The sequence below is a fragment of the Allohahella sp. A8 genome (assembly GCF_047946665.1).
In the GTDB taxonomy this organism is placed as follows: Bacteria; Pseudomonadota; Gammaproteobacteria; order Pseudomonadales; family Oleiphilaceae; genus Allohahella.
This window is the reverse complement of sequence record NZ_CP172312.1, coordinates 204,500-229,413: the sequence shown is the minus strand read 5'-3', so window position 1 is coordinate 229,413 and position 24,914 is coordinate 204,500. Positions and strand designations below refer to the sequence as shown.

Sequence of the window (24,914 nt, the reverse complement as noted above, 5' to 3'; positions counted from 1 at the left end):
TCTGTAGAGGCCTGCACCTTCATGAGCATAGCTTAGTACACTTTACGCTATACGTACTGATCAACCAGCCTGATATTCTGGCTACCGACCAGGACTTCTGCCGCCTCGACTTCAAGTTCTGCGGCAGTTGAACCAGCGTTTCCACCATAGCCGCCAGTACCCTGCTCGCCGCTGCGCTGGCCGGTCTGGCCGTCTCTACCCTGACTGCTGACGTCGAAACCGCTGAGGTCGATATTCTGACTGGCAAGCATGTCGCGAAGCTTATGTGAGGTACCTTCGAGCATTTCACGGACCTGCTGATTTTGTGCGAACACATGAATCTGAGCCTGATCCTTCTGTACCTGGATCCTCACGTCAATGGGGCCCATATCAGTGGGGTTCAGTTGCAGGCGAGCAGAACGGATGCCCTCTTTAAGAAACCAGCTGAGTTTCTGCTCGAACTGCTCCTTCCATTCGATGCCGTCGTTGATGGAGGCTTGCAGGCTGGTCTGGAACGGCAGCAGGGGCTTTCCAGCCTGGTCAGTAGCAACGCTTGACTGCACCGGACCAGCCACTGCGGCGGCCAGTGGCGTCAGTTGACCAGCTGTCTGCCGAATATTGACACTTTCGTCAGCCGCAGCGCCCTCTCTGTTGGCAAGCATCTGTGCAAACATCAAACGCTCATTCGTGGCCACGCCTTCTGTGGGTTTGGTCGCGGCGCCAGCGGCCAGGGGTTGTCCCTCAGCGGTAATGCCACCATCTTCTGAAGTCTCCGCGGCTGGTGTACCGTTAGTGAACGATGCTTCGTCATCAGTGGCATCCATGAGGCCTGCCGGGAAAGCCGACGCCTCATCCATTGCCACTGTATTGTCGTCAGCGACCACCGCGATGTGGGTCGCCAGTTGTTGTATGCCAGCCGAGACGTCCTTGATACCAGCGGCGAGATCGCCCTCAAAACCAAGCAGATCAGCCAGATCCGCCTCTGTTACACCGGCGGCTTCGAGCGCTGGAGTAGACTCCAGCTCACTGAAGGCCAGTATGGCCTGCAGCATACTCTGTGATTCCGGGGCTACACCCGCGTCGTCCAACATGGCCTGTAGGTCTTCGGTCGGCACATGACTGAAAAGGTCAACGGTTTGCTGCAGCAGTTCACTGTTCTCCTCCAGCCAGCCCTTGAGTTCATCGAGCGTCAGACCATCAGCGTCATCAGCCAGCGCGGACAAACCCTCGAAAGCTGTAACCAGTTCGTCAGCAGGCAGATTATCTACCAAGGCATTGAGCTCCTTGCTGAAGGGGCCGCTACTGTCTGTTTCAAGGCTTCCCACAGCGTTCTCAGAGACCTCAGCGTCGTTATCCACCGAATCTGCCGATTTGCCGGTCCTGTCATTTTCTTCCGCACGCTTGCCGGCGTTAGCCTCGGTAGGCCTTGTACCCGTGCGTTCCCTGCCTGCTTCAGGATCTGCACGCCGACTTGCATCCTGACGCTGCGCGGTATTGGAGGAGGCCGGTCTGTCCTCACGCGGCGCCGGTCTGGCGGGTGCGGACGGTGTGGCAGGCACACGTTCAGGTTGCCGAGAGGACTGCAGCATTGCTGCGAAGCTACTGCCCTTGGAGCCGGCAGCGTTTTCGCCGAGCGAGAACGGCAAAGCCATGCCACCGGTTTGCCACCCCTTCTCGGCAGACTGCGACAAGGCTTTCGCCTGCAGCTGAAGACCCTTGAACCCTGTTTCGATACTCATAATGACCTGCTTTTTAACAGTTTTTACCGTTTGTTCCGACACGACAGCTGCTGCTGTTGCGAGCTATAAGCCCGGCAGATGCCTGTCGACTGCTGCTGAAAATTGCCGCTTGTCGCTTGATGAGGAGGGTATTGCAGAATGTGGGCCAGAATGCACGCTAGCTTTTATGGCGAGCCTTGCTACGAACTGCGCCCTGGCTTGCGTTGGCGAGCGATGAAACGCTGCAGACTCATTTCGTCAAGCTGCTGCTGCAGTTTCTTGTCTGCCGCAGCGTCCTCTTCGGCCCGGATACGCTGGATAAAGCTTTCCATGTTGTTGAGCCGGGATTTGCTCGCCTGCCAGTCAAGCAGGCATTTTGCTTGCTGCTTTTCCCGCAACTCCACAAGGCCGACCTGCTGGCGTATCGCTAGCGCGAGTTTCGTGAGAAAGGTGTGATAGCTGTGATAAGTGCTGGCGGTCCGAATGGACTGGCTATGATTACGCATCTGGGACATATAGTCCTGTTCATATGCTTCGAGATCGTTAACCTGCTGAATAGCTTCAGTGAGCGCCTGCTGAGCCTGGGCCAGGGCTTCACGAGCCGCGGCCTCTTCCCGCTGAGTCTGATCCAGCACTGGCTGCATCCGCGTTGAACGCTGCATCGCTTAGCCTCAGCGCGGCTTCGGCATGGTGGCCGGCTTGCGGGCAGGCGGCTTGGCTTGTACACCCGCTGTCAACAGGTCGGGTGGCACCAGCTTGAGTAAATCACTCACGCATTCTTCAACCGGTCTGCCTTCGTCGAGGGACTGTTGCAGGAATTGGATGAGTTGAGGGTATTTCGCGATCGCAAGATCGATACCAGGGTCCGAACCTGGCTTGTAGGCACCAACAGCAATAAGGTCACGCGTCTGCTGATAGCGCGCGTACAGCTGCTTGAACAGCTGCGCACTCTTGAGATGTTCCTTACTGACGACATGCGGCATGACACGGCTGATCGACTGCTCGATGTCGATGGCCGGATAGTGGCCCTCCTCAGCCAGCCGGCGATTGAGCACGATATGGCCGTCGAGTATGGCCCGCGAAGCATCGGCAATAGGGTCCTGCTGATCATCTCCTTCGGTGAGCACAGTGTAAAAGGCTGTGATTGAACCGCCACCTACCGGGCCGTTACCGGTACGCTCGACCAGCGCTGGTAATTTTGAGAAGACTGACGGCGGATAGCCTTTTGTTGCCGGCGGCTCGCCAATCGAAAGTGCAATTTCCCGCTGTGCCTGGGCATAGCGAGTGAGACTGTCCATCAGCATCAGAACCTGCTGACCAGTATCCCTGAAGTATTCAGCCAGCCTGGTGGTCAGTTCCGCTGCACGCAAGCGCATAAGCGGGGAATCATCGGCGGGAGATGCGACGACGACCGCGCGTTTGAGTCCTTCGTGTCCGAGAATATCTTCAATAAACTCCTTCACCTCCCTGCCCCGCTCTCCAATGAGCCCAACAACCACGACGTCCGCCGTTGTGAAACGGGTCATCATGCCAAGCAGCATTGATTTACCAACGCCACTGCCGGCAAATAGACCGAGCCGCTGACCCACGCCCACTGTCAGTAGCGAATTAATGGCGGCTATGCCGACATCCTGCTTGGCTCGAATAGGTGCCCTTGCAAGCGGGTTGATGGTTTCGCCCTGGAAGGGAATAAGTTTTGCGCAATCAAGGGGACCCTTGCCATCGAGCGGGACGCCGGCGCCGTTGAGCACACGTCCGAGTAATCCGGGCCCCACACGGATCCCCTGCGAGGCTGTCATGGGCCGGACTATGGCGCCAGGCTGTAATCCTTCAACTGTATTGATCGGCATGAGGAAGGTGACACGATCATCGAACCCAACGACTTCAGCCTCAGCGGTTCGTCCGTTAGGCAGCTCGATCACGCAGCGTGAGCCAAGCGTCATAGGGCAACCAGCCGCTTCGAGCGTGAGCCCGACAACGCGGGTAAGACGACCACAAACCTGGGGTTGAACCTGGCCAGGCAGAAACTTGCGGTAGGCTCTCAGCCTGCCCGGCAAGGCATTGAAGGTTTCGAATGCCGCCGGTTTATTCATCACCCTCACCGGAAGGCGGCGGCACTGGCTGCGACTGGCTCTTATCAGAGGCCTCATCAGCGTCGTCTTCACTATCTGCAGAATCTGCAGCAGGACTGCGATTGAGCATGTCCGATACGACCTGGGCAAAGCGCTTGTCAGTGCTGAAGTCTACCAGCGTGGTGCGGTTGTCTAGCCTGCAACCTCCAGGCGCAAGCGCTGGATCGGCCACACACTGAGACAACCACTCGGGCTGGGGCCTTGCATGCTCCTGAAGAAATGCCAGATCGTCAGGATTGACGAAAATCTTTAATGGTTTGTCCGATTCCGGCAGCTGAGTGAGGGCGTAGCGAACGATTTCAGCGATATGACTGGAATCCAGCGCCAGCTCCCTCGCAACAACGCTTCGGCTTATCCCGATCACGAGCGACAGACTGGCCGCCTCGAGCTCATCACTCAGGGCCTCCACTGGTCCTGCAAGCACCTGCACGACCTGATCAAGCCGTGCAATCCCGCTATCGATCTGGTTGCGCAGTTCAGTCATGATCTCGGTACGACCACTGGCCATGCCATCGGTACGACCCTGCTGTTTGCCCTTTTCATAGCCGCTCTTGAAGCCTGACTCGTAGCCTTTCTTGCGCCCCTCGTCGAGACCTTCCGCCAGCCCATCCTGATAGGCTGCTTCGCGGATGGCCTCAAGATCGGCTGCCGTGGGAGGTTTGATTGGTGCGGGAGGCTCCCGGCGCTTGGCCATCTGGCCTGCTTCACTGATCGCAGGCATTTCCCAGCGCTCATAAGCCGTGAGGCTTTCTGCTGGAATGCGCTCCACCGGCATGCGCTCACCCGCTGAGTCGCGTGACTCATGGCTGGCTGTGGCTGCGGGTTTGTGCGGTCGGTTGCTCATTTTTAAAGCATTTCTTCACCGCTACCACCGAGCATGATTTCTCCTGCATCGGCCATGCGGCGTGCAATGGTCAGAATTTCCTTTTGTGCCGTTTCGACTTCGCTGAGGCGCACGGGGCCCCTGGCCTCCAGGTCATCCTTCAGCAGTTCACCGGCCCGCTTCGACATATTGCCGAAAATCTTGTCCTGCAGTTCGTTATCGGCGCCCTTGAGTGCAAGTATGAGCGTGTCGCTGGCGACTTCTCGCAACAGAGCCTGAATGCCCTTGTCATCGACGTCTTTGAGGTTGTCGAATACAAACATGAGATCTTCGATCTGGGTACCGAGATCGTTATCCGAATTCTTGATTTTCTCCATGAGCACGGCTTCGATGGAGCTTTCCATGAAGTTCATGATATCGGCAGCGCGTTTGACACCACCGATCTTGCTGGTCTGGCCCTGAGCACCACCAGAAAATTGCTTTTCGAGTATCGCATTGAGTTCCTGCAAGGCCTGCGGCTGTATAGTCTCCAGCGACGCGACGCGCATCATGATCTCGAGGCGCACGTTTTCGTCGAAATTGGCCAGCACTTCTGCGGCCTGGTCGGGATCGAGATATGACAGCACGATGGCCTGTATCTGTGGATGCTCGAAACGAACGATATCGGATACCGCCCGCGGCTCCATCCACTTGAGCGTATCAAGGCCCGTGGTATTGCCACCAATCAGGATACGGTCTACCAGGCTCGCCGCCTTGTCAGCGCCAAGCGCCTGCGTCAGCATCGAACGGATATACTCATCGGCCCCGATACCAAGACCAGTTTGACCACCAACAGCTTCGAGGAACTCGCTTGTCGCGTCTTCCACAATTTCCTGTGTGACATTCTGAAGGCTCGCCATAGCCGCCCCGACGCGCTGTACCTCTTTGGGGCCCATATGTTTTAGTATCTGTGCTGCATCCGCCTCACCAAGAGACATCAGCAGAATAGCCGCCTTTTCGAGACGGGAAACTTTGGCGCCCGCTCTGGCCTTGTCATCACTCATCCGCTAGAACCCATGTTCTTACAACCTGTGCAACCCGGCCGGGGTCTTCAGCAATCAGACCCTTCAGGGCATTGACCTGTTTTTCGTAACTGTCGGAGGCACCGGGCAACAGGAAATCTCCCGAGGCACTCAAGCCAACGGATGACTGGGAATCTGGCATGTCGCCAAGGCGTTCGAGTTCGGCCAGACCATCATCATCGCCAGCCAATGCCAGACTCTTGGCGTCGGAACCCCCGCTGGCCAGCCCTTTAATAGTAGGCCGGACCACGAAGAAAACCAGTACCAACACGATAAGTAATGCTGCGAGCCATTTGATAGCGTTACCGAACCAGTCCTGCTCCCATAAGGGGATTTCGATGGCTTCGAAAACTTCCTGCTCTGCCATGAAGGGTGTATTGATCACATTGACGCTGTCGCCTCGCGAGGCCGAATAGCCGACCGCGTCGCGGACGAGCAATGTAAGGCGTTCGAGGTCTGCCGCTGGCCAGGCTTCAAAGCTTGGCGTGCCATCTGCGCCGACCCGCCGAATATCATCGACGACCACGGCAACCGACAGACGCTCCAGACGGCCCAGCTGTGAGCGGGTGTAGCTAACGGTTCTGTCTACTTCGTAATTACGAACGCTCTGGGTACGGACGTCAGTGGCAACATCAGCTTCGCCGGCAGCGCCATTACCCGCTGTTGCGACTTCAGGAGCGATACCTGCGCCTGGAGGCTGGTTGGCCAGCGCACCCGGGACGCCATCGACGGTGCCGGCGATACGCCGCTCACCAGACTGCTGCTCGCTGCGCAAGGCAGACAGATCAGGATTGTAGGTTTCCGCCGCCTGCTCGCTGGTACTGAAATCCACGTCCGCTGACACCTCAGCACGGAACTTCTCAGCGCCGAGCACTGGCTCAAGGATGCTGTAAATGCGACGCGAGAGGACTTCTTCCAGCTTGCGGGCGTAAGCGAACTCACGTGACGTGCGCTTGTCCTCGTCACTCAGATTGTTCTGAGACAGCAGATTGCCCTTCTGGTCCACAACGGTTACACCACTGCTTTCCAGCTCAGGCACGCTGCTCGCCACGAGGTTGACGATAGCTTCGACCTGGGCCTGGTTCAGGTTGCCGGAACCAGTCAGCTCCAAAAACACTGAAGCAGAAGGCTTGCGCGGATCGCGGATAAACACACTTTGCTTGGGGATCGCCAGGTGCACACGCGCACCCTTGACGTTGCGAATACTGGTGATGGTTCGAACCAGCTCACCTTCCAGGCCACGCCGATAGCGGGTGGTTTCCATGAACTGACTGGTGCCCAGCCCTGATTCCTGATCCAACAGCTCGAAGCCGATAGTCTTGTCCTGGGTGATGCCCATGGAGGCGAGCTTGAGACGAGCACGGTGAATATCTTCGGCGGCAATAAGCAGCGCACCACTGTTAGGTTCGATCTTGTAGGCGACGTTGTCCTGTTGCAGAACTGCCGCAACCTCGGTGGGATCATAACTGCTCATGTCATTGAACAAGGGGCGGTAGCTTGGCTCGCTCGCCCACATGATGATGGCAATACCAAGTGCGATACTCGCTGCCACACCAACCATGAGAATAAGCTGGCGGATGACCGACAGACGGTTGAGTCCGAGCAGCGTATCGTTCTTCTCTTCAATCATCGAGTCATCATCATTGCGGCCACGTGGCAGTTCGGCGGGTACTGTAGACATATCTGTTTCCTGGCTCTGTTACTGCGCTAGCCTTAGACCGGCATGTTCATGATGTCTTCGTAGGCCTGGACCACACGGTTGCGGACCTGTGTCAGTGCCTGAAAACCGACTGATGCTTTTTGTGAAGCGATCATGACCTCAGTCAGATCCACATTGGGATCACCCTGCTGCCAACGTGTCTGCATCGACGCGCTGGTCTGCTGCATGTCATTGACGCCATCGATGGCCTGCTTGAACATCTGGCCGAAACCAGCTGCCTCAGCCTTGCCAGTCGGATTGACGGTAGTCGTATCAGGACGAATCTCGCGAATCTGGTTGGCTTGCATCGTTGCAGGATTCTGCATCTGCGCACGCAGATTCCGAATATCGGCTAACACGTTGCTCACATCGATTCGATTATTCATAGATTCGCCCACCAGAACTCAATTGCTTATGCATTGCTTTTGGATCGTCTTAACCAGCTGCCAGACAGGCGTCGATATCGATACCTGACTCGCGCATCTTGGCGATCTTGTAGCGCAGTGTGCGCGGTGAAATACCCAGCTTTTCTGCCACTCGGTTACGACGTCCAGATTCGGTGCGCAGTGTTTCGAGGATGACCTGATACTCACGCTGACGGACTTCCTGGCCAAGATCCGGACCTTCGCCGTTCATCTCGTCAGTTTGGTCTTCATCGGTTATAACGACCTTCTGATCGGCAACACTGTAGTCGTCGCCTTGAAAGCTGCTGGTCATACTGTCCAGACACAGGTCCGCCGAGCTGATCAGGCCGTTCTGCTGCATAATGAGCGCACGCTGAATAACGTTGTCCATCTCACGGATATTTCCTGGCCAGTTGTACGCCTGGAGCGCACTGCGGGCGGCTTCGCTGAACTGCACGCCATTGAGCTTCATCTTGCTGCTGTGCGTGCTGAGCAGGTGCTTGGCGAGTGGCAGAATATCGCCACGGCGCTCACGCAATGGCAGCCAATGCACGGGGAACACGGAAAGCCGGTAGAAGAGGTCTTCGCGGAAGCTGCCTGCAGCCACTGACTTTCGCAGATCGCGGTTGGTCGTCGCGATAACGCGAACATCTAGCTTGATGGTCTTGCGGCTGCCGAGGCGCTCTACTTCACGCTCCTGCAGTACGCGCAGCAGTTTCGACTGCAGGCCCAGGTCCATTTCAGTGATTTCGTCCAGCAGCAGTGTGCCGCCTTCAGCCTGCTCGAATTTGCCAGGCATGCTGTTCATGGCGCCGGTAAACGCACCCTTTTCGTAACCGAACAGAATGGCTTCAAGCATGTTCTCAGGAATGGCTGCGCAGTTGATGGCCACGAAAGGACCAGACTTGCGGGGCGACTGTTCGTGAACATATCGCGCCAGTACTTCCTTGCCAGTACCACTTTCGCCAGAGATCAGTACAGTGGAGTCTGTCTTCGCAACGCGTGCAGCCAGCTCAAAGGTGCGCTTGCTGGCAGCATCTGCGGCGATTGGGCCATTCACGACTGCAGGCGCAGATTTGTTGATATAGCGGCCAATGGCTTCGATGAAGTGTGTCGCGTTGAAAGGCTTCACCAGATAGTCAGCTGCGCCATTCTGCAGCGCTGAAACCGCCTGACTAATCTGGCCATAGGCCGTCATCAGCATGACTGGCAGACCCGGATGCTGCTTGCGCACCGCTGCCAGGAACTGAAAGCCATCCATGTTGGGCATATTGATGTCGCTAACGACCAAGTCAACCGGCACTCGCTGAAGCATGGTAAGTGCTTCGGCAGCGCTGTCGAACGCAATGTAATCGATACCTTCCACGTCCAAGGTCGCAGTCAACGCTTCGAGCAAATCAAGATCGTCTTCTACCAGACAGATTTTAGCTTTCATGAAGAGGTACCTCTGAACAGACGAATATTGGTATCGGCAGTGACAGTGTCGACTTCCTGACTCAGCTGACCTACTGGCGCAGGATTGAGCGGCAGCGCGATGAAGGCAGATGCCCCTTGATTGACACCGGCCGAGGCTAGCGCGAACTGGCCACTGTGGGCCTGTATCACCTGACGAACGACCGCAAGACCGAGGCCCGTGCCGTGAGACTTGGTGCTCACGAAGGCTTCCTGAATGCTTTCGCCGCGTGCGGCCGAAAAGCCCTGGCCGTTGTCCACGATCAGCACCTCCAGCCGACGGCTCTTGCCAGCCTTGCCAGCGACGGCCACTTCACTTACCCGAAGCGTCACGCTCACGAGCGGTTCTGCAACCTTGTGACAGGCTTCAACCGCGTTATTGACCAGGTTGTAGATAGCACCCAGCAGCGTGTCCTTGTTGCACACGAGCAAGGCTGAGTCTTCGACCTGGTTATCGAATTCGACTCGTACTGGCGTCTTGTTATTGCCCGGCCGCTGAATCAGCGCTGGCAGTGAAGCAATGCCATTGACCAGCTCGTCGCTGAAGCGATCTGCGCTGATGCGCTCCGCTGCAGGGCGATCGCCGCGAGCAAAAACCAGCATGTCCCGCACCTGCTGCTCCAGCGAGTTCAGTCTGTCAGCGAGCTTGCCGGCACAGGAGATGCGTAACTCATCATTCAGTTCAGGACGCTGCAGATGGCCGGCATAGAGCATGGCCGCCGTAAGTGGCGTCCGGATCTGATGCGCCAGAGCGGCGACCATACGGCCCATGGAGGCCAGACGCTCATCACGCGAGATCGTCGCTTGCAGGCGACGCGTTTCGGTCATGTCGGTCAGCAGAATCAACTGACCGACCTGCTGTGACAGCGAACGCGTCTCTACACTTACACGGCGGCCATCACGCAGAGACACTTCATGGCCATCGTCGGCACGTGGCGCAAAGCTTCTGTCGATGATGCTGCTCCAGCGCTGACCCACCAGTGGCTCACCGAGAAACTCGATGGCTACCGGGTTGGCTTCCTGGATGATGCCTCGTGAATCCAGGATGACCACACCAGCAGGCAGGATTTCAAGCAAGGCCGAAAAGCTGGCATGCTGCTGAAAGTGTGGTGCTGATTCTGCGCCTGCCTGTCTTGCTGCGAGTTGAAGTGCCATTTGCCGCTCCACTGAACGTTAATACCGAAGTCCGTGTTGTGGCAGTCAGCGAAAATTGACGCTAGCTGCCGGATACGGGAGGTACTGCACAGAGAGGGCCTGATTGGCGATTCCGAACAAAAATCAGCCATTTGCATTAGGAGGGGTATCGCGGAGCAACTATTTTTTGACGCCTCTACACCTGCAGAGGTGGGGGACTATTCGTTGGCGCTAAGCTCGTACTTGCGCATCTTCTCGACAAGCGTGGTGCGACGAACCTGCAGTTTCTCGGCGGCACGAGCGACGACGCCGTCCGTGTCGTCCAGCGCCTGCTTGATGAGGTTACGCTCGATAGTAGCGAGATACTCCTTGAGATCGAGACCATTGGTCGGAAGTATGGCGGGGGAGTCCATCATGCCACCTGATGGCATTTCCTCACCTGGCTCGACAAAGCGTTCCTCCGTATCATCGACATGACGGAACTTGGGCGGAAGCTCGTGAACGCCGATCACCCCATAGGGATGCATGATGGCGATACGTTCTACCAGGTTCGCAAGTTCGCGCACGTTGCCCGCCCACTCGTGACGGCAAAGGCTCAGGATGGCCGCCGAATTGAAGCGGAGTGAACCGCGCTTTTCCTTCTCCATCCTCGATATCAGTTCATTGATGAGTAGCGGCACATCTTCCGAGCGCTCGCGCAAGGGCGGCATCTCAATGGGAAAGACGTTAAGGCGATAATACAGGTCCTCTCGGAACTCGCCCTGCTCGATCATGGTCTCAAGGTTCTTATGAGTGGCAGCGATTACGCGAACATCAGCCTGATTTGTCTTGTTGCTACCAACGCGTTCATAAGTCTTCTCCTGCAGCACGCGAAGAATCTTTACCTGCATGCTCAGGGGCATGTCGCCGATTTCGTCGAGAAAAAGCGTTCCGCCCTGAGCAAGTTCGAATCGACCTACTCGCGTGGTGATGGCACCTGTAAATGCACCTTTCTCGTGACCGAAAAGTTCGCTCTCGAGCAGCTCACCTGGGATTGCCCCACAGTTGACCGGGACGAATGGGCCGGTACGTCGATGGCTGTTGTAGTGGAGATTGCGCGCGACGACTTCCTTGCCGGTACCGGATTCACCGGTAATGAGCACACTCACCTCCTTGTCGGCCACCTGCCCCATCAGCTCCCTAACCTGCTGGATCTTGCGACTGGTACCCACCAGACTTCGAAATAGCTGAACGTCACGCTGCTGCCCACGTCCTGCCGAAGCCGCAAACTGCTCGCGATAGACCTGGGCGCGATACAGGTTGTCCATCAAATCGTTATATCGTAACGGGAGGTCAAAGCTCACAATGACCTTCTTGCGCAAATCCTCGTCGAGCTTGTCAAAGCTGGAGCGCCCGAGCGTCAGCACGGGCAGACCTGGATCAAAGGCGTGAAGTTCCCGCAGGAACTCGTCTGTGACAAGCTCCGCCTGAACCAATGCAGCCTGGATATCAGCAGTCACTGGATACCGCTCTCCGAGCGCCTGTCTCCATGGGCTGAGGGTCAGACTGCCATTGTCGCCACTATGACTGGACGCCTTCGCCTGCGGCATCTCGACCAAGCTAAAGGACTCATTCAGAAACGTGAGGACAACCGACAGAACTTCTGCAAGCTGCCTATCGTTACTGACTACAATGATGGAACCTGCATCCGTCATAACTGCTTTGTCGTTGCTAAAGATGGGAGCAATTAAAGTAGTGTTTGGCGAGCTGGTCAAATTAATGACGCCGGAATGAGCAGCGCGAACAGACGCCAGAAATCCGTTTAAAGCGGCTCTGGCAACCTGCCCACGAGTATGGCTGGGGGGCTAGAGAGACTTCAGCTTCTCCTGCCATTACTGATAATCGCCTCAATCAAGGCATCCCTGTCGTTGCCAGATACCTGAATATTGAGGGAATCTGCGTGTGACTGCAGTTCTTCGTCGGTCCAGCTCTCAAGTTCAGGCTTAGCATACCCGCCCTTTCCTGGCGCCTGTGTCGACGGCTGTTCCCTCGCAGTGAATTCACTGGTGAAATTCTTACCCTGCTGCTGCTTGGTCTGTTGATTGTTTGACTTGATGAAATCCTGTTTCACAGTTTTCGTCACCATGAGCGGTCTCCTTATTATGCTGAATATCGTAGAGGCTGACGATCACGTCGCCTCTACAGTTGTTTAGCCCTGCATAATATGAGCCAGCGATTCGACCGAGCCTCCCTGCCAAATAACGAGGGGCCCCACATAGGCTTGCAAACACGAAGGTGCTCGCACGGGAATTGCTTGTAAATGAGCTCGCACCATGACTGACGCGAATGTCGCGTCTGGACAGTTCATCGAAACGGAGAAGCAAGTGAGCGAAACAGTGGCCCTGGAAAGGCAAGAAAACCTGATAACGAGCCGGCACCTGAACATACCGGCAATTGGCTTTGGCACTTGGCAGCTAGAGGGCTCCGATGCTGAGAAGGCTGTGGCAACCGCGCTGGAGGCTGGTTATACCCATATCGACACCGCGCAGATCTACGGAAACGAGAAGCAGGTTGGCACGGCGCTCGCGAAATCCGGTGTCGAGAGATCCAGTATTTTCCTGACAACGAAAATCTGGATCGACAACTTCGGCCCTTCCAGCTTCCATGAATCACTGCAGAAGAGCTTGGAAAAATTACAAACTGACTACGTTGATTTGTTATTGCTGCATTGGCCCAACGAAGATGCAGATATGGAACTGACGTTCAAGGCTTTGAATGACGCCCATCGTGAGGGGCTCGCCAAACACATCGGGGTCAGCAACTTCACGAAGGCATGGCTAGGCGATGCACTCAAGGCGATTGAAGCACCTATAGCCAACAACCAGATCGAGCTGCACCCCTTCCTTGATCAGTCCGCCTTGATCAAGGAATGCAAAGCCAAGGACGTGGTCATCACCGCCTATTCACCGCTCGCTCGAGGAAAGGTATTAGAGGACGAGACTATCGCCGGGATTGCGCGGAAGCACGGCAAGTCAGCTGCTCAGGTGTCGCTGCGATGGTTGAATCAGAATGGTATCGTGGCCATTCCGAAGGGTTCCAGTGCGAAGCATATCAAGGACAATATGGATATTTTCGATTTCGAGCTTGATAAAGATGAGATGGCAGCTATAGACAGTCTTGGCAAGCGAAGCGGACGACTCATAGACCCAGAGTTTGCACCCAAGTGGGACTAGAGCAGTCGCGCAGTCGGTTCAGATGCCGTATGTCTACGTAGGCTCCGCTGCTCAGTGATAACCAGAGGAATCGAGATATCGCTGGGCAGCGTTATGGCGCTTCCTTGCGGTATCTGCTGACTTGGCGGCGTCCTGTTGTCGCGATTGGATGGCGGCCAGGAGCAGCGAAAACTGCTCGGCCAGTGTCGATAGCGACTTATAAGCTGCTTGATAAGCCTCAGAATTGCGCACCTCAACAGCGGACTCGTGAGCCTCCTGGACCGCAACCACGGCAGCGAATCGAGCCACTACCGTGTTGATCGCTTCATCAAGATCCCCGACAACAGCCGTAAGCTGATCATCTTCGCCCTGGCCATTCGTGGCCTTGTCGACGCCAAGCCCCTGACTCCGGACCATCGTCTCCAAAATCACGTCGATTCTCTGAGCCAGTGCCAGGAACTGTTTCGACAGATCTTGAATAGCTGACTCAAAGTTCGACATCATCATTTCATCCCAGGAACTTGATCATGATACCGGCCGCAACGGCCGAACCAATTACGCCCGCAACGTTAGGCCCCATGGCATGCATGAGCAGGAAGTTCTGCGGGTTGGCTTCAAGGCCGACCTTATTGGACACCCTCGCTGCCATTGGTACCGCCGAAACACCAGCCGAGCCGATCAACGGATTGATGGGGTCCTTGGTGAAGCGGTTGAGCGCTTTTGCCATCAGCACGCCAGATGCAGTGCCGACGCAGAACGCAGCCATACCCAATATCATGATACCGAGGGTTTGCAGATCGAGAAACTTGTCGGCAGAGAGCTTGCTGCCTACCGCAAGACCCAGAACGATCGTCACGATATTGATAAGCGCATTCTGCGCCGTATCGTTCAGACGTTCTACCACGCCACACTCGCGGAACAGGTTGCCGAGACAGAACATACCGAGCAGCGGGGCTGCATCGGGCAGGAAGAGCGCGACCAGAACCAGCAACAGAATCGGGAAGACGATCTTCTCCTGCTGTGAGACCGGACGCAGCTGATCCATTTTGATCTTGCGCTCTTCAGGTGTCGTCAACCATTTCATAATGGGCGGCTGGATTAGCGGCACCAGCGCCATATAGGAATATGCTGCAACGGCAATGGCACCCAGCAGGTGTGGTGCGAGCATCGTCGCAACATAGATGGATGTTGGACCGTCGGCACCACCGATGATGCCTATTGCAGCGGCCTCCTTCATCGAGAAGTCCATGGCGCCAGACATCGTCAGAGCGACAGCGCCCAATACCGTACCAAATATACCAAACTGTGCAGCGGCGCCGAGCAGCAGAGTCTTTGGATTGGCGAGCAGCGGGCCAAAGTCGGTCATTGCACCAACGCCCATGAATATGAGCAGAGGCGCAACACCGGTTTCGATAGCGACCTTGAAGAACAGGTTCAGAATTCCACTGGTATACCCGAGGTCCGATGCAAGTATCGTCAGCGCTCTGTAGGTTTCTGCATCTGCAGTCTTATAGCCCTCATAGAGGGCATCGCGAACCGCATCCACCGGCACACTGGCACCGTCGGCGAGAAGCAGCAAATTGATGCCCAGAACATTGGCAATCTGTTCCAGCTGCACCAACGAGCCCAGATGTATCGCGTTTTCTACTGCGGACATAGCGAGCCCTGCCTCAGGGATGTTCGCCATCAATCCGCCGAAGCCGATTGGAACGAGCAATAAGGGCTCAAAGCCTTTTCTGATCGCAAGGAACAGTAATAACAGGCAGATGCCAATCATTACTATCTGCCCAAATTCCAGATTATAAAATCCGCTTCCGTAGAAGAGTTTAGAAAGACCGTCCATTTAAAGCGTGCTCCTAGGCCAGGTTCAGAAGAGTCTGACCAACGACGACAGCATCGCCTGGTTTGACTTCGAAGTTCACAACCGTACCGGCTTTGAACGCCCTGACCTCGGTTTCCATCTTCATGGCTTCGAGTATCAGCAGCAGATCGCCTTCCTGGACCTGCTCACCTGGTTTCGCAATCAAACGCACAATCGTTCCACCGAGCGGCGATCCAATCGGCTCGCCGCCACTGACTGGGGCAGGTGCGGGTGCGGCTGCTTGACCCGAAGACTGACCTGAAGACTGACCTGAAGACTGACCGCCAAGAGACGCCAGCTTTTCGATATCGCCACCGTCATTGACCTGCACGACATATGACTGGCCATTCACTTCGACGGTGTAAACGTTGGAAGCGTTGGACGGCTCTGATGCTGCCGTTGTTTCAGTACCATCTGGCACCGGCTCAAAAGCACTCGCATCACCTCGATTCTCGAGGAACTTCAGCCCGACCTGAGGAAACAGTGCATAGGTCAAGACATCGTCGATCTTATCATCGGCCAGTTTGATATTCTTCTCGGACGCAAGCTTGCTGAGCTCCTGCGTCAGCTTGTCCATTTCGTCCTCGATGTTGTCGGCAGGACGACAGGTAATCGGCTGTGCACCCTCAAGAACCCGCTGTTGTAACTCGGCATTGAACGGTGCTGGTGCAGCACCATATTCGCCCTTGAGTACACCGGCCGTTTCCTTGGAAATCGACTTGTATCGCTCGCCCGTCATGATGTTCAGAACCGCCTGTGTGCCAACGATCTGCGAAGTCGGTGTAACCAGCGGTATGAAACCAAGGTCCTCTCGCACCCGAGGGATCTCGGCGAGCACTTCATCGAACCTGTCGAGGGCGCCCTGCTCTTTGAGCTGGCCTTCCATGTTGGTCAGCATGCCACCAGGAACCTGGGCCACGAGAATCCTGGAATCCACCCCGCGCAGAGAGCCTTCGAACTTGGCGTATTTCTTTCGAACCTCGCGGAAGTAGGCAGCAATCTCTTCAAGCAGATGGATATCAAGTCCGGTGTCGCGATCGGTCCCCTCAAGAATGGCAACCACTGCTTCTGTCGGCGAGTGTCCATAGGTCATGCTCATGGACGAGATAGCGGTATCGACATTGTCTATGCCTGCCTCGGCGGCCTTGAGCGCTGTTGCAGTGGACATGCCGGTGGTGGCGTGACACTGCATGTGAATGGGCACCTTGAGTGTGTTCTTCAGTTTGGTGACCAGTTCAAAGGCGTCATAAGGCTTGAGCAAGCCAGCCATATCTTTGATCGCGATGGAATCAGCGCCCATGGACTCGATGGTCTTTGCCAGGTCGACCCACATATCGATCGTATGAACCGGGCTCACAGTATAAGAGATGGTACCTTGGGCATGCTTGCCCACTTCGAGCACGGCTTTGATGGCGGTTTCAAGATTGCGGGGATCATTCATGGCGTCGAAGATGCGGAAAACATCTATACCATTTACGGCGGCCCTTTCGACGAACTTGCGAACCACATCATCTGCATAATGTCTGTAGCCGAGCAGGTTCTGGCCACGTAAGAGCATTTGCTGAGGCGTTTTCGGCATCGCTTTCTTCAGCTCACGGATACGGTGCCATGGGTCCTCGCCAAGATAGCGAATGCAACTGTCGAAGGTTGCGCCGCCCCAGGATTCTAGTGACCAGAAGCCAACTTGATCGAGCTTGCTGGCAATGGGCAACATGTCGTCAAGCCGCATTCGCGTAGCCAGCAGTGACTGGTGGGCGTCGCGAAGTACGACATCGGTTATCCCCAGGGGTTTCTTGGTTTGAGCCATGGTTGAGTCCTGCGTTTCCATTTCAAATTGTGTTGAGCTGGTGAGTCCCTTATTGATCCACTGTGCATGAACCAGTTTCGCATCAAGACCGACGCCGGGCCCTGTGCTGTTTTATTGCGGCAGATATTGCGGCCTTCAGTTGAGGGTCGCTATCCTGAGCCGGGGCGTTGGCCTGTTGGACCGACGAAAGTTTCGGGGCGGTGGCTACCACTGGCGGCTGATAATGCATGATGATCTTGGACATGAGGCTTGTTAGCACCACGAGCAAGGCAAGGAATGCGAACACAAAGCCCATGCCTATGAACATGAGGTTCAAGGCCTGAAAAAATAGATCCATCATAGCTTGGCGTCCTTAAGGCTTTAGCAGATTTCGATGTGCTGATGGCCTGGCAGGCATGCAGGATGCAAAAGCATCGCCCACGCAAAACCCGGCGAAAAAAATCGCGTCAATGTACCCAAAAATGGGATGGGGTGCAATCCAGCGTTATGTTCCCTACCCACAAGACTCTCCATTCGTTCCGGATGTATGAGCTCGAATACGCTGAGGCCAGCGCAGGCAGGATCGATATTAAGAATGACCGCTGCAGACCGAGTGATCGCAGCAAAAGATCAAAGAAGAAGTGGCGCGCTCGGGAGGATTCGAACCTCCGACCGCCTGGTTCGTAGCCAGGTACTCTATCCAGCTGAGCTACGAGCGCGCATAAAAATTGACTCAGTTCCTTACTAACCACCTGGCTATTCAACCAGGCTCTACAACACCACCAGAACTGACGTCACAATGGCGGAGAGGGAGGGATTCGAACCCTCGATAAGGTTTCCCCTATACGCCCTTAGCAGGGGCGCGCCTTCAGCCACTCGGCCACCTCTCCAGAAGGCGCGTATGTTACCACAATGAATTGAAAAGGCTAGGGCAAATCGGCCAAGAATTTACAAAAGAGTAGGAGAAAGTGAAGCGAGACCGATGCAGACACTTAAAGCGTCCGCTAGACACGCCTCACGCTGCTCAGGAGTTGCCAAATTCCGGTGCGTCGTCCGAAGCTGATTTCTCCTGCTGGATCCGCTGGTAGATCTCTTCTCGGTGCACAGCCACTTCCTTGGGCGCATTGACGCCGATCCGGACCTGGTTACCCTTGACCCCGAGCACTGTCACCGTGACCTCATCACCTACCATTAAAGTTTCGCCCACTCTCCGGGTCAAAATAAGCATACATACTCTCCTTATATCCGTCTCTTACGATCCATAGTTCCAGCGCTACCGAGCGCCTTCATTTTTTATGCTTGTTTTAAAAACCACGTTACGGATTGCAATGGCGGTTTTTACTGCACACGAATGCTAACTTACGGCGAAATCGCCTCTAACGACTTTCCCAACCTAATACTACTTTAATACAGCATGCGTGGGCGAACCTGTCAACGAGCCTCTGACAGCTCGAAGGCACTGTGCAACGCACGAACAGCCAGTTCGAGATACTTTTCATCCACTACGACCGACACCTTGATTTCGGATGTGGAAATCATCTGGATGTTGATCCCTTCCTTGTAGAGCGCATCGAACATCTTGCTGGCTACACCCGCATGCGAACGCATGCCAACACCGACAATTGAAACCTTTGCGATCTTCTTGTTACCACGAACTGCCTTGGCTTCAAGCGAGCCCTTCAGGCCCTCAAGAATGCCCAGCGCCTTCTCATAGTCGTTGCGATGTACTGTAAAGGTGAAGTCAGTCTTCTGATCGTCGCCGACGTTCTGGACGATCATGTCGACTTCGACATTGGCTTCACTGATCGGCGTCAGGATTCTCGCGGCTACGCCAGGAATATCGGGCACTCCTGTCAGCGTCAGCTTTGCTTCGTCGCGGTTGAATGCTATGCCTGATACGACTGGCTGTTCCATGCTTTCTCCATCTTTTCGTATTTTCTTTTCTACAGGGCCATCAGTGGTGATCAGGGTACCCGGACCTTCTTCAAAGCTCGACAGCACTCTGAGCGGCACATTGTACTTCCCGGCAAACTCGACTGCACGAATCTGCAGCACCTTGGAGCCGAGACTCGCCATCTCCAGCATTTCCTCGAAGGTGATGCTGTTCAGACGTCTTGCCGAATCGACGACTCTTGGATCGGTTGTGTAAACACCATCCACATCAGTATAGATGTGGCACTCATCCGCATCGAGCGCCGCTGCCAATGCTACGCCGGTTGTATCGCTACCACCACGGCCAAGCGTAGTGATATTGCCCTGCTCATCCACACCCTGGAAACCAGCGACGATGACCACATTGCCGCGCGCGAGATCAGCACGAATGGCTGCATCGTCGATCGAAAGAATGCGGGCTTTGCTATAAGCGTTATCAGTGAGGATTCTTACCTGGGAACCGGTATAGGAGCGCGCGTTAACGCCTATCTTTTGCAGCGCCATAGCGAGCAAGGCTATCGTCACCTGCTCACCCGTGGAGAGCAGCACGTCGAGCTCACGCTCCGAAGGCCGTTCGTTGAGCTCCTGCGCCAGGCCGATAAGCCGGTTGGTCTCGCCCGACATTGCCGAGACGACGACGACGAGATCATGACCCTCCTGTCGGCACCGCTGTATTTTTTCGGCGACTTTGGCAATCCGCTCTACGGTGCCGACCGAAGTCCCACCGTATTTATGTACATATAAACCCATTGCTGATAGTTACCTGAGCTGATAGTGAATGAAAGTAGATCGAAGCTGCGAGCCTTGCCAATATTTATTCAGGCAATTGCTGTTTCAGCCAGGCTTCGACTGCCCCGTACGCTTCGTTCAGTTTCGAAATTTCGCCGCCGCCGCCCTGGGCCATGTCTGGCCGACCGCCGCCCTTGCCACCCATCACTGCCGTCATCTGCTTGATGATGTCACCGGCTTTTATAGTCGCGCTGAGCGACTTGGTCACACCGGCAACAAGTGCGATAGCACCGTCGTCTTCAGCGGCGAGGACTACCACGCCCTGCCCCAACTTGTTCTTGAGTTGATCGGCAGTTTCCATGAGCGTCTTGCGATCGGCTCCGTCTATGGAAGCCATGAGATAACTGATGTCGCCAAGCTTCTTTGCCTGAGACAACAGATCATCACCGGCTTGCGAGGCGGCTTGAGACTTCAGCTGGCTGAGCTGTTTTTCCAGTGCCTTCTGACGTTCAATGTAACTCGCGAGTTGCTCACTGACCTTGTCCGGCGTCGTTTTCAGAAGACCTGCAGCAGTCTTGAGACCTGCTAGCGCTTCCGCGGCATAACGATCGGCCCCTGCGCCAGTCACGGCTTCGACTCGTCTCACACCGGAGGCAATCGCCGACTCGCTGGTGATGATCAAGTGGCCAATATCGCCTGTTCGACGGACGTGCGTCCCGCCGCAGAGCTCGATACTGAAAGGTGCGCCGTGTTCATCGGTTTCACCCATTTCCAACACACGCACTTGTTCACCATACTTTTCACCGAAGAGCGCCATGGCGCCTCTGCTTCGAGCAGCTGCGATGGACATTTCCTCAGTATGAACCGGCGTATTGGCACGAATCTGGTTATTGACCAGGTGACTCACTGCGGCCAGCTCTTCTTCACTGATCGACTCGAAGTGAGTGAAGTCGAAACGCAGGCGCTCGGAGTTGACCAGCGAACCCTTCTGCTGAACATGCTCACCTAGCACTTTGCGCAGGGCAGCATGAAGAAGATGGGTAGCCGAGTGATTCGCTGCTGTGGCGCTTCGCAGACTTCCATCGACGCGGGCGTTAATGACCGAGTCGACACGAAACGCACCTTTCAGAACGACACCCAGGTGCAGCACGCTATCCTGCAGCTTGCGGGTGTCTCGAACCTCGAACAGCGAACCGTCACTGCTTTCAATGAAGCCGCAGTCACCGATCTGGCCGCCCGATTCGCTATAGAACGGTGTCTGATCGAGAACGACCTGAAGCTCGCAGTCGGTATCTGCATCTGCAACGCTGATGCGTTCGCCATCACAGATGATTGCCTTGATGCTGGCCTGCGACTGCAGCGATTCATAGCCGACGAAGCTCGTCGCCTCACCCTCAACGGCTGCTGAGTAGTCGGTGTTGAACGAGCTTGCAGCCCGCGCTCGCTGCCGCTGCACTTCCATTTCTTCTTCGAAGCCAGCCTTGTCCAGCTCAAGTCCCCTCTCTCTGGCGATATCATTCGTCAGATCAAACGGAAAGCCGTAGGTGTCGTAAAGCGTAAAGACTGTCTTGCCCGGGATGACCTTGGATTCCAGGCGCTCTATCTCGCCTTCGAGCAGACGCAGGCCCTTGTCCAGCGTGCGGCTGAACTGAGCCTCTTCGTTGGCGAGTATTCGACTGATCATTTCTTCGCCACGCTGCAGCTCCGGGTAAGCGGCACCCATCTCGAGCACCAGCGGTTTCACCAGACGAGAGAAGAAGCCTTCGGAGAAGCCAAGTTTATGTCCGTGCCTGACGGCGCGGCGAATGATGCGACGCAGGACGAAACCACGATTTTCATTGGAGGGCGTGATGCCATCGGCGATCAAAAACGCACAGGAGCGAATGTGGTCGGCGATGACACGCATTGACGCGACACCAATCAGCTCTTCCACCGTACTGGTGATGCCATTATTTTCCTGCTTCAGCAGCCGGGCAGCCGCCGTGAGCAGGTTAACAAAGAGGTCGATCTCGTAATTCGAATGCACGTGCTGAAGCACCGCCGCGACCCGCTCGAGCCCCATACCGGTATCGACCGAGGGCTTCGGCAGCGGCTCCATCGTGCCGTCGGCTTGTCGGTTGAACTGCATGAAAACGACGTTCCATATTTCTATGAAGCGGTCGCCATCTTCATCCGGACTGCCTGGCGGACCACCGGGTATGTCGGCACCATGATCATAAAAAACTTCAGTACAGGGGCCACATGGGCCGGTATCGCCCATTTGCCAGAAGTTATCCGACTCGTATCGCCCACCCTTGTCGCCAATGCGAATGATCCGTGTCTCCGGCACACCTATCTTGTCGCGCCATATTGCGAAAGATTCGTCATCTTCAGAGTATACCGTGACCGTCAGGCGATCTGGGGGCAGACCCAGCCACTCCCTGGAGGTCAGAAACTCCCAGGCAAAGGCGATGGCGTCTTCCTTGAAGTAGTCGCCGAAACTGAAATTGCCGAGCATTTCAAAAAAGGTGTGGTGGCGCGCGGTATAACCGACATTGTCCAGGTCATTATGTTTGCCACCGGCCCTCACGCATTTCTGCGCGCTGGCCGCACGGTTATACGACCGCTTCTCTCGGCCAAGGAATAGATCCTTGAACTGGTTCATGCCGGCGTTGGTGAACAGCAGAGTTGGATCCTCTGCTGGAACCAGAGAGCTGCTGCTGACGACTTCATGTTGCCTCGCAGCAAAATAATCGAGGAACGACTGACGGAGTTCGGTAGTTTTCATGGCCAGGTCTTTGGTTGAAATGCTCGCATATGAAAGTGCCCGACGCACAGGCCGGGCAGCCAATTAATGTAGCATAGTCAAACCTGCGTCACTAGTGCTCCGTCTGGCGACATCGTTCACTAATCGGACGGCATATCAACCCTGGCTGGCGGAAAGCTTCTCACCGGTCTCACGCATGAAACTGAGGAAGTCAGCGAAGGCTTCGGGCGCTGGCACCTGAGCTGCGGCTGCCCCTTCAGGCGAAGCGGCAGCCGCAGGCAAGGCGATGGCGCCCTGTTCATAGAGTGCCCTTGCCGATGACTCAGCAAAGTCCAACAGACCGGCGCCATCCGAAAGTGCCTGTGCTGACTCCAGCGCAGCCCGCAGGTTTTCGATGAAACGGGCCAGAGGGGAGAAATCATTCGCCGGCAAGGCTGACTGCGCCTCCGACTGCCTGCCAGCAGCTGGCGCGCTGGCGCCACTTTCATACGCCTGGCTGATCGATGAATACGAGACTGAGGAGAGATTGACGGCAAACGATGCGATCTCACCCATATCCACGTCCAGCGACAGCGCCTTCTCGAAGGCCGCCTGCATGTCGCCGGCGAAAAAGTCATTGGCTACTGAATCGATCTGCTTGAGAAATCCGCCAATCGCCTCGAGCTCTCCGTCATCGAGTTGGCCTTGTACATCAAGCATAAACTGGTTCCCTGCAATACCCTGCAGCACTTCCTGCATGCTGCCCCCATTGGCCTGTATTTCTGCAGAAGCCGCTGCGACCTGGCTCAGCGACAGACGCACGGTGTCCCCATCCCGGGTTTTGAGCTGAATAACAGAGCTTTCTGCCCGGAGATATTCCGAGCGCGCTGCAACAGTACCGGAAGCAGCTGGTGACGAAGCGATAGGGGCTGGTGTAGTCGCCTCACCTTTGCCGGGCACTCGGCCCGCGATAGTGTCGGCGATCCGCCCGAAACCTTTCTGCACTGCGGAATAACCGGCATCGATATCTTTCTCAAGCTGACCGTCATCGCTGGGCAGGAAACCACGGGCTTTCAATTCGTCGCGAGCCTCGGCGTAGCCTTGTTCGACGCCCGCCCTCGCCTGCTGCAGCATAGCATCAAGACGCTCAGGCGCGGCGCCGTCAGCTTTGGCCAGTGCGATCCGTTTTTCCACGAAGCCGAGGATTGTGCTAGCAACCTTATCGGGCGAAGGGATACCGTCCCCATCAGCGGCCTTGCCATAAGCGCCCGGACTCACGGTGGCACCCATCCGCTGCAGTGACGGCTCGGTCGCTGAGGCTCCACCCATTGCTCTGTCAACCCGCCGCACGATCAGCTCAGCTGCAAATCCGCCCGGTCGCCGGCCTTCACTCAATGCTGCGTAGCCTTTTTCCAGCGCTGCCGTCAATTCCTGGCCTGAGCGCGATGAAGCGGCCGCAGGAGGATTGGCAGCACTGCTTTGTCCATTGACTCTCACACTGGGCATCTGCCGCAGTCCATCGGAGAACAGACGATCATACGACGAGTTGAAGAGCTGGTTGTTCATCTGCCGAGCCATCCTGAGTGATGCGGACAACGGTGTAGCACCGTGCCGATGATAGGTATTAGTGAAGCTATCGGCGGTTCCTCTCAAAACTTTAGCGAATCGCCCCGAAACATTGTTAACATGCTGCAATACGCGATCGGCAGAACGGAACAGGCTGACCCAAGGCTGTCTGAGCACTGCTGGCGACACTGACTCAAGGTGAAATTCCTGCATCATGCCCGCACCCATTATTGAAGCGAAGCGCAAGGCGCCACTCCTGCGTCGTTTCGCGGCGATGTTCTATGACTTTTTGCTCTGCCTGGCCCTGGCCCTTGGTACAACGGCCCTCTACGTAGCCATCAAAGGCTGGTGGATCGGCTCCCAGGCGCTCGAGGCGCAGGTGGCAGCCGGCACTATCAGCCAGGGTCCGGTGCTCACTATCCTGCTGCTGCTGGTCATCACGTTTTTTTTCTGTTACTTCTGGACCAGAACCGGTCAGACCCTCGGCATGCAGGCCTGGAAAGTTCAGATTCTTACGCGGGAAGACAAGCTGCCGACACTTGGTCAGTCGCTCATTCGTCTTGCTGGTGCAGCGATCTCATTCGCGGCCTTCGGCCTGGGATATTTCTGGATGTTGTTCGACCGGGAGCAACTGACCTGGCACGAGCGAATTTCCGGGACGCGCACCATTTTCCGTGACTATAAAAAAGAGCAGGCCACAGCCTGGAGGCAAGCCAATTGAC

21 protein-coding genes and 2 tRNA genes are annotated in these 24,914 nt (G+C 55.9%); 2 read left to right on the top strand and 21 right to left on the bottom strand.

The features are described from left to right. Positions 1-47: 47 nt before the first annotated feature. The 11 genes from ACH3PB_RS01040 to ACH3PB_RS00990 all read right to left on the bottom strand — a co-directional run bounded on the left by ACH3PB_RS01040 (position 48) and on the right by ACH3PB_RS00990 (position 12,527). Positions 48-1,718 (bottom strand): flagellar hook-length control protein FliK, encoded by a 1,671-nt coding sequence (locus tag ACH3PB_RS01040; RefSeq protein WP_416397614.1) that lies wholly within the window; start codon positions 1,716-1,718, stop codon positions 48-50. A gap of 179 nt (positions 1,719-1,897) precedes the next feature. Beyond that, positions 1,898-2,359 carry a flagellar export protein FliJ gene (gene fliJ, locus ACH3PB_RS01035; RefSeq protein WP_416397613.1) on the bottom strand — a complete coding sequence of 154 codons (462 nt, stop codon included), beginning with the start codon at positions 2,357-2,359 and terminating at the stop codon, positions 1,898-1,900. 9 nt (positions 2,360-2,368) lie between these two features. After that, entirely contained in the window at positions 2,369-3,790 is a 1,422-nt protein-coding gene (gene fliI, locus ACH3PB_RS01030; protein ID WP_416397612.1) for a flagellar protein export ATPase FliI, read from the bottom strand. Next, complete coding sequence (locus tag ACH3PB_RS01025) at positions 3,783-4,673, bottom strand: flagellar assembly protein FliH (protein ID WP_416397611.1); 891 nt, start codon at positions 4,671-4,673, stop codon at positions 3,783-3,785. The genes fliI and ACH3PB_RS01025 overlap by 8 nt, the downstream gene beginning before the upstream one ends. A gap of 2 nt (positions 4,674-4,675) precedes the next feature. After that, entirely contained in the window at positions 4,676-5,695 is a 1,020-nt protein-coding gene (fliG, locus tag ACH3PB_RS01020; RefSeq protein ID WP_416397610.1) for a flagellar motor switch protein FliG, read from the bottom strand. Further along, positions 5,688-7,394 carry a flagellar basal-body MS-ring/collar protein FliF gene (gene fliF, locus ACH3PB_RS01015; RefSeq protein ID WP_416397609.1) on the bottom strand — a complete coding sequence of 569 codons (1,707 nt, stop codon included), beginning with the start codon at positions 7,392-7,394 and terminating at the stop codon, positions 5,688-5,690. Before fliF ends, fliG begins: the two co-directional genes overlap by 8 nt. A gap of 32 nt (positions 7,395-7,426) precedes the next feature. Further along, on the bottom strand, positions 7,427-7,798 hold the full coding sequence (gene fliE, locus ACH3PB_RS01010; RefSeq protein WP_416397608.1) for a flagellar hook-basal body complex protein FliE: 372 nt from the start codon (positions 7,796-7,798) through the stop codon (positions 7,427-7,429). 49 nt (positions 7,799-7,847) lie between these two features. Continuing rightward, entirely contained in the window at positions 7,848-9,251 is a 1,404-nt protein-coding gene (locus tag ACH3PB_RS01005; RefSeq protein ID WP_416397607.1) for a sigma-54-dependent transcriptional regulator, read from the bottom strand. Next, positions 9,248-10,423, bottom strand: a complete 1,176-nt coding sequence (locus tag ACH3PB_RS01000) for a sensor histidine kinase (RefSeq protein ID WP_416397606.1) — start codon at positions 10,421-10,423, stop codon at positions 9,248-9,250. Before ACH3PB_RS01000 ends, ACH3PB_RS01005 begins: the two co-directional genes overlap by 4 nt. Positions 10,424-10,620: 197 nt before the next feature. Then, complete coding sequence (locus tag ACH3PB_RS00995; protein ID WP_416397605.1) at positions 10,621-12,096, bottom strand: sigma-54 dependent transcriptional regulator; 1,476 nt, start codon at positions 12,094-12,096, stop codon at positions 10,621-10,623. A gap of 161 nt (positions 12,097-12,257) precedes the next feature. Then, positions 12,258-12,527 carry a hypothetical protein gene (locus tag ACH3PB_RS00990; protein WP_416397604.1) on the bottom strand — a complete coding sequence of 90 codons (270 nt, stop codon included), beginning with the start codon at positions 12,525-12,527 and terminating at the stop codon, positions 12,258-12,260. Positions 12,528-12,714: 187 nt separating this feature from the next. Between ACH3PB_RS00990 and ACH3PB_RS00985 the strand changes: the two genes are divergently transcribed. Further along, complete coding sequence (locus ACH3PB_RS00985) at positions 12,715-13,614, top strand: aldo/keto reductase (protein WP_416397603.1); 900 nt, start codon at positions 12,715-12,717, stop codon at positions 13,612-13,614. Positions 13,615-13,665: 51 nt separating this feature from the next. On the opposite strand, the gene ACH3PB_RS00980 is transcribed toward ACH3PB_RS00985, so the two are convergent. The 10 genes from ACH3PB_RS00980 to ACH3PB_RS00935 all read right to left on the bottom strand — a co-directional run bounded on the left by ACH3PB_RS00980 (position 13,666) and on the right by ACH3PB_RS00935 (position 24,192). After that, positions 13,666-14,100, bottom strand: a complete 435-nt coding sequence (locus tag ACH3PB_RS00980; protein ID WP_416397602.1) for a hypothetical protein — start codon at positions 14,098-14,100, stop codon at positions 13,666-13,668. Between the two features lies 1 nt (position 14,101). After that, complete coding sequence (locus ACH3PB_RS00975; RefSeq protein WP_416397601.1) at positions 14,102-15,436, bottom strand: sodium ion-translocating decarboxylase subunit beta; 1,335 nt, start codon at positions 15,434-15,436, stop codon at positions 14,102-14,104. A 13-nt stretch (positions 15,437-15,449) separates the two neighbouring features. After that, positions 15,450-17,261, bottom strand: a complete 1,812-nt coding sequence (oadA, locus tag ACH3PB_RS00970) for a sodium-extruding oxaloacetate decarboxylase subunit alpha (protein ID WP_416397600.1) — start codon at positions 17,259-17,261, stop codon at positions 15,450-15,452. 82 nt (positions 17,262-17,343) lie between these two features. Then, positions 17,344-17,601: an OadG family protein gene (locus ACH3PB_RS00965; protein ID WP_416397599.1), complete on the bottom strand. Its 258-nt coding sequence runs from the start codon at positions 17,599-17,601 to the stop codon at positions 17,344-17,346. Between the two features lie 281 nt (positions 17,602-17,882). Further along, positions 17,883-17,959 (bottom strand) — tRNA-Arg (locus ACH3PB_RS00960). Between the two features lie 81 nt (positions 17,960-18,040). Beyond that, positions 18,041-18,130: transfer RNA gene (locus ACH3PB_RS00955), tRNA-Ser, on the bottom strand. A 134-nt stretch (positions 18,131-18,264) separates the two neighbouring features. Continuing rightward, entirely contained in the window at positions 18,265-18,468 is a 204-nt protein-coding gene (gene csrA / locus ACH3PB_RS00950; protein ID WP_416397598.1) for a carbon storage regulator CsrA, read from the bottom strand. Between the two features lie 203 nt (positions 18,469-18,671). Continuing rightward, entirely contained in the window at positions 18,672-19,922 is a 1,251-nt protein-coding gene (locus ACH3PB_RS00945; protein ID WP_416397597.1) for an aspartate kinase, read from the bottom strand. A gap of 64 nt (positions 19,923-19,986) precedes the next feature. Continuing rightward, positions 19,987-22,668: an alanine--tRNA ligase gene (gene alaS / locus ACH3PB_RS00940; RefSeq protein ID WP_416397596.1), complete on the bottom strand. Its 2,682-nt coding sequence runs from the start codon at positions 22,666-22,668 to the stop codon at positions 19,987-19,989. Between the two features lie 135 nt (positions 22,669-22,803). Further along, positions 22,804-24,192, bottom strand: a complete 1,389-nt coding sequence (locus ACH3PB_RS00935) for a DUF5610 domain-containing protein (protein ID WP_416397595.1) — start codon at positions 24,190-24,192, stop codon at positions 22,804-22,806. Positions 24,193-24,406: 214 nt separating this feature from the next. On the opposite strand from ACH3PB_RS00935, the gene ACH3PB_RS00930 reads away from it, so the two are divergent. Beyond that, positions 24,407-24,913, top strand: a complete 507-nt coding sequence (locus tag ACH3PB_RS00930; protein ID WP_416397594.1) for an RDD family protein — start codon at positions 24,407-24,409, stop codon at positions 24,911-24,913. Position 24,914 lies beyond the last annotated feature (1 nt).